Origin of the sequence: Stieleria sp., assembly GCF_041595215.1 — a bacterium.
Taxonomy (GTDB): Bacteria; Planctomycetota; Planctomycetia; order Pirellulales; family Pirellulaceae; genus Stieleria; species Stieleria magnilauensis.
This window is the reverse complement of sequence record NZ_JBFHKV010000761.1, coordinates 1-4,390: the sequence shown is the minus strand read 5'-3', so window position 1 is coordinate 4,390 and position 4,390 is coordinate 1. Positions and strand designations below refer to the sequence as shown.

General features: G+C 61.5%; 4 protein-coding genes. 3 read left to right on the top strand and 1 reads right to left on the bottom strand.

Annotation, left to right across the window (positions count from 1 at the left end):
* Nucleotides 1-682: 682 nt before the first annotated feature.
* Complete coding sequence (locus tag ABX749_RS23780) at nucleotides 683-1,339, bottom strand: phosphoribosylanthranilate isomerase (RefSeq protein WP_372898189.1); 657 nt, start codon at nucleotides 1,337-1,339, stop codon at nucleotides 683-685.
* Between the two features lie 150 nt (nucleotides 1,340-1,489).
* Between ABX749_RS23780 and ABX749_RS23775 the strand changes: the two genes are divergently transcribed.
* From ABX749_RS23775 to ABX749_RS23765, 3 genes are all read left to right on the top strand, one after another.
* Nucleotides 1,490-2,278, top strand: coding sequence for a hypothetical protein (locus ABX749_RS23775; protein ID WP_372898188.1), 789 nt, complete (start codon nucleotides 1,490-1,492; stop codon nucleotides 2,276-2,278).
* A 123-nt stretch (nucleotides 2,279-2,401) separates the two neighbouring features.
* On the top strand, nucleotides 2,402-3,979 hold the full coding sequence (locus ABX749_RS23770) for an ExeA family protein (RefSeq protein WP_372898187.1): 1,578 nt from the start codon (nucleotides 2,402-2,404) through the stop codon (nucleotides 3,977-3,979).
* Nucleotides 3,980-4,142: 163 nt separating this feature from the next.
* Nucleotides 4,143-4,390, top strand: a 248-nt coding sequence (locus tag ABX749_RS23765) for a glycosyltransferase (protein ID WP_372898186.1), incomplete at its 3' end; no start/stop codon positions are given.

The following is a 4,390-nucleotide window of genomic DNA, read 5'->3' as shown; positions in this document are numbered from 1 at the left end:
CCGGCACCTGCCGGACCATTCAACTCGATTGAACCGCGTAGTTTAGCGAGGGATCGTTTTTTGGGCACCGGGCCTGGTCAAAAAGAACCCGAAAAGCCCCCGGCGGTCGGCCGACGCATTCGCGAGGGGCGCCGCGCGGCCCCTCAGACCTCCGTGGCCTGGAGTACCGGAGGGCTCGCGGCCTGCCGCTGACAACAAATGGAAGGAGATAGCGGAACGGCGCGAGCCGTCCGGTGGCCCCGTCGAAAAAGTATCGAACGACCGGAGGGCTCGTGCGCGGCCGCTGAAAAAACACCCCGTTAGTCTCAACGGTGAGCCTCCGCGATTCCGGTATCCCGGAGGGATTTCAGCAATTAGCCGGAGGTCAGCGCAGCGCCACCTCCGGGATACGGATTGCCGAATTCCCCTCGACCCCGGACGGGGTCGTAGCGAATCAATCCGCCGGCGGTGCCCCAGATCGCCTCGCTGAAAAAGTTGATCGGGTTGCTCGATCACGAGGAGCAGCAAACCGGGTCCGAGGGCTCTTGCGTCATTTGCTTCGACACCCTCCGGGGGCGCGTCAGCCCTGGCGACGGATGACCGGAGGTGTCGCTGCGCTCACCTCCGGCTACTGGCTTTGACCCCGCCGGGGTCATGCCCGCACTTTCGGTATCCCGGAGGGATTTCAGCGTGTCGCCGGAGGTCAGCCGATCGCCGCGGCGATGAAGGCCTTGATCCGGGATTCGTTCTTGACGCCGCGCGGGCACTCCACGCCGCTGGCGGTGTCCACCGAAACGGCTCCGGTGGCATCGATCGCCTGGCGGACGTTCTCCGGTTTCAAACCACCGGCGAGCGTCCAGCCGACCGACGGATGGTCGTGTGCCCATGAAGCCACCGAGGGCCAGTCCAAGGTTTTGCCGCTGCCTCCATGCGCCGGACCGGCATCCACATCCAACAACAGCTGGCAGCCGATCGCGACCCAAGCGGCTGACCGTTCCTCCATCAGCTCCGCAGCAAACGCGCCTCGAGGTAACTTGATGGCCCTCAGCAAGGGCCACCCCATCAATCGCAGCGACTCGGCCGACTCGATCGGTTCGTCCCCGTGCAGCTGAATGGCGTCCAGTCCTACGGTCGCGGCGATAGCGGCGATGCGTTCGGCGGACTCATTGACGAACACGCCGACACGCAACAGTCCCAGCTCGTTGGCCAGCCGGGACAGTTGTTGGGTGGCTTCGGACTGCGGATCGACGTAGCGAACGCTGTTGGGGAAAAAGTTCAATCCGATCGCGTCGCCGCCCGATTGGTCGACCGCACGCACGTCTTGCTCCAGTCGAACGCCGCAGATTTTTGTACGAAACACGGTTGCTACCCGAGTGATCCCTTCAATCCAGACAAACTGCACCAATTCCGCTGGCCGCTCCAACGGGTGATGACGATAACCCGAAAACAGCGAGCTCCATCGGCGGAGCCCTCTTCTTTTTCGCGAACAGACCTCGGAGCCATCCCAGCGATGAGAGATCGATCCAACATCGTCGACCTGGCACTCGCCTTTGCCGCCACGTTCGTCATCACCTTGGCCGTCTGGCCCCGCGAGTCGCCGCGGCAAATCGTTCGTTGCCATCTGACCGATCACGGTTGGAAAACCTACAGCATCGCGATCGACGATCCTAGCCTGGATGAGCTGAAACGAAAGGTCCGCACCTGGAGCATGCCCGAGTCGCATCCCGAATATGTCACCGCGAAATGGCAAAAGGAAGTGGCCGAATTTTATGAGAAGAGCCAACCGGCACGCACCCAAGACGGCTCGGTCCCCCGTCCGGTCAAGCGTGCGGATCGAAGACCCATGACGGCGACGATTTCGGACACGGTAACGACCGCGTCGTACGAAACGGAAATCGACGAGCCGGCCGACGTGATTCAACAGGCCGCTTACGCCGAGCCGATCGAACCCATCGAACCCATCGCCGAGCAGCCCGAGACGAGTCCGACTGATGCGAAGTATTGGTCGACGGTGAAGGCGTCGGCGGTCGCGTCGATGGAAGCCGTCGAGGAGCGGAGCGCCAACGTCCCGGTTGTGTTTGAACAAGTCGCTCCGGCCAGTTGGCCTCAATTGGCATTTCACTTCGCCTTCCTGCTGGGAATCGCGGCGGCCTGCGGTTACATGCACTGGCTGCGGCACGCCCCGCTGCGCACCGGAGCCTCGTTCGGCGAACAACCGATCGGCGTGCTGGCACGGATCGGAACGTTTTCCGGCGCGATCGTCGTGGCGATGCTCAGCGCGGTCGCCGTCTGGCTCTGAGCCCTCTGGTCGGAATGCCAAGATAGTCCTCACGTTCGCGTTAGATTCTGCCGATTATTCCGATTGGAGGGATCGCTTTCGCCAAGCCGTCCCCACACCCACAAGCCTCTCGGACACGATCGAATGATGAAAAACTTCGAGCACGATTTCGTTTTGCCTCCCTTCCCGGGTTTTCCGTCCGCCAGTCGATTCGTCCCCGTCGGGCCGGTACTGGAGACTTTTTCACGCGTTTCACGCAGCGTTTTGGCGCGTGAAGCGATCTCGTTGGTGATCGGACCGCCCGGCACCGGCAAGTCGCTCGTCTGTGCGTTGTTGGCCAAAGAATTCGCCGCCACCCATGACGTCATCGCCCTTGGCGACACACCGATCGCCGATGACACCGCGTTCTATCGATTTTTGCTGCACCGTCTCGGCGTGCCCTTGGAAACCGGCAAACGCGACGATTTCGAATTGATGATCCATGATCGTCTTTGCGGCCCCGACGCAAAACCACACGGCGCGCTGTTGGTCATCGACGAAGCCGCCTCCTTGACGACCGACGTTTTGGAAGCGATTCGACGCCTGACCAATCTGATGCGCGACGGACAACCGATTGTCAGCGCCGTCGTCGCCGGTGGCGTCAAGCTCGATGAAACGCTGACGGCACCTTCCTTGGAACCGTTCGTGCAACGTGTGACCGCACGGTGTTATCTGCATCCGCTCAATGCCGAGGAAACGCGGCAGTACATCCGCCAGTCGATCGAAGTTTGTGACGCGTCGTCCGATGACACCATCGCCGACAATGCGATCTCGGCCATCTACCACGCCACCAGCGGCGTCCCCCGGTTGATCAACCATTTGATGACCGAAGCGATCGATTGCGCCGCCGAGTTGGGCGAGACGCTGATCGATGAACACACCGTCAACAAGGCATGGGCAAGCTTGCAACAATTGCCCAGCCCGATGATCGAAGAGCCTCGCATGCAACCGGAAAGTTCGGTCGTCGAGTTCGGAGAGCTGAGCGATCCGGCGGTCCACGCCGACGATCACTATCTGATCGAATCCACGCCTGCCGAGCCGACCGAAGCAACCGTTGCGGAGGCGGAAGCGTTTGCTGCCGAACCAGAGGAATCGATCGAATCCGAGCCCACCGATGCCGCCGTGTCGGTCGTTCCTGATCCGGTCTCGCTGTTCGGCGAATTCGAGGACGAAGAAAACATCGAAGTCGGAGTCGCACAGGTCAAAGCGAAGCCGAACGAGTCGTCCGAAGTCGACTTGGAGACGATGTTGCATTCCCAGATCGTCGGGCTCAGCCAGTTTGTTTCCGAAAACACGGCTTCTCGGTATTCCGAGATCGATTCGCTGGCAGTGTTCGAAGAACCGGGAATGATCCAGGACTCGGCACCCGCCGAGCTGCTGGAGGAGTCGCCGGGCGGACTGTCGGAATCGACGGCGGGCGAACCGGTCGCCGAGGCCGGCAAAGATTTTCCAAGTGTGGTCTGGTACGACGAACCCGGCCAAGGTGCCGATGCGGAGGATTCCGCGGTGCTGGATGACACCGACCTGTTGTGGATCACCGAAGACATCGACGTGGACCGCAAGATCATCAAACCGGCCTCCGCGGGTGGCTCGCATCGCATCGATCAGGCGTCCGATCAAGACGCGCCGAAGTTGTCGGTCGACTATCGCGAAATGCTCGAAAAGATGCGAAATCAAGCCTGAGGGTTTGCCCGGGACGCTTCGACACCCTCTGGGGCGCGCCTGGTGGCCGCCCCATCCGGCGATCTTGCCGTCCCTCGGCCCCAGTCCCTTGTCAGACCAGCGCGGTGGTTTTAATCTGCAATGAATCCACCCGCCCCCGGTTTTTTTTCAATCGCTACTCGTCTTGGACGACTCCCCGAACAGCCGATCGATTCCGAGCGACCTTCTGATCGCGATTTGCACCTATCAGGAATCACAGAATATCCAGGCAATGCTGGTCGGCTTGCGACGTGCCTTTCCGGACGCCTGCCTGATGGTGGTCGACGATAACTCGCCCGATGGCACGGCCGATCTGGTTCGCGAAGCCCAGCGATCGGATCCTCGGATTGAGCTGATTGTCCGCCGCGACAAGCGCGGACTGGGGTCCGCCAT

What these genes read in the sequence shown, in the direction of transcription:
- ABX749_RS23775 (WP_372898188.1), top strand. Translation starts at nt 1,490, where the DNA reads ATGAGAGATCGATCCAACATCGTCGACCTGGCACTCGCCTTTGCCGCC.
- ABX749_RS23770 (WP_372898187.1), top strand. Translation starts at nt 2,402, where the DNA reads ATGATGAAAAACTTCGAGCACGATTTCGTTTTGCCTCCCTTCCCGGGT.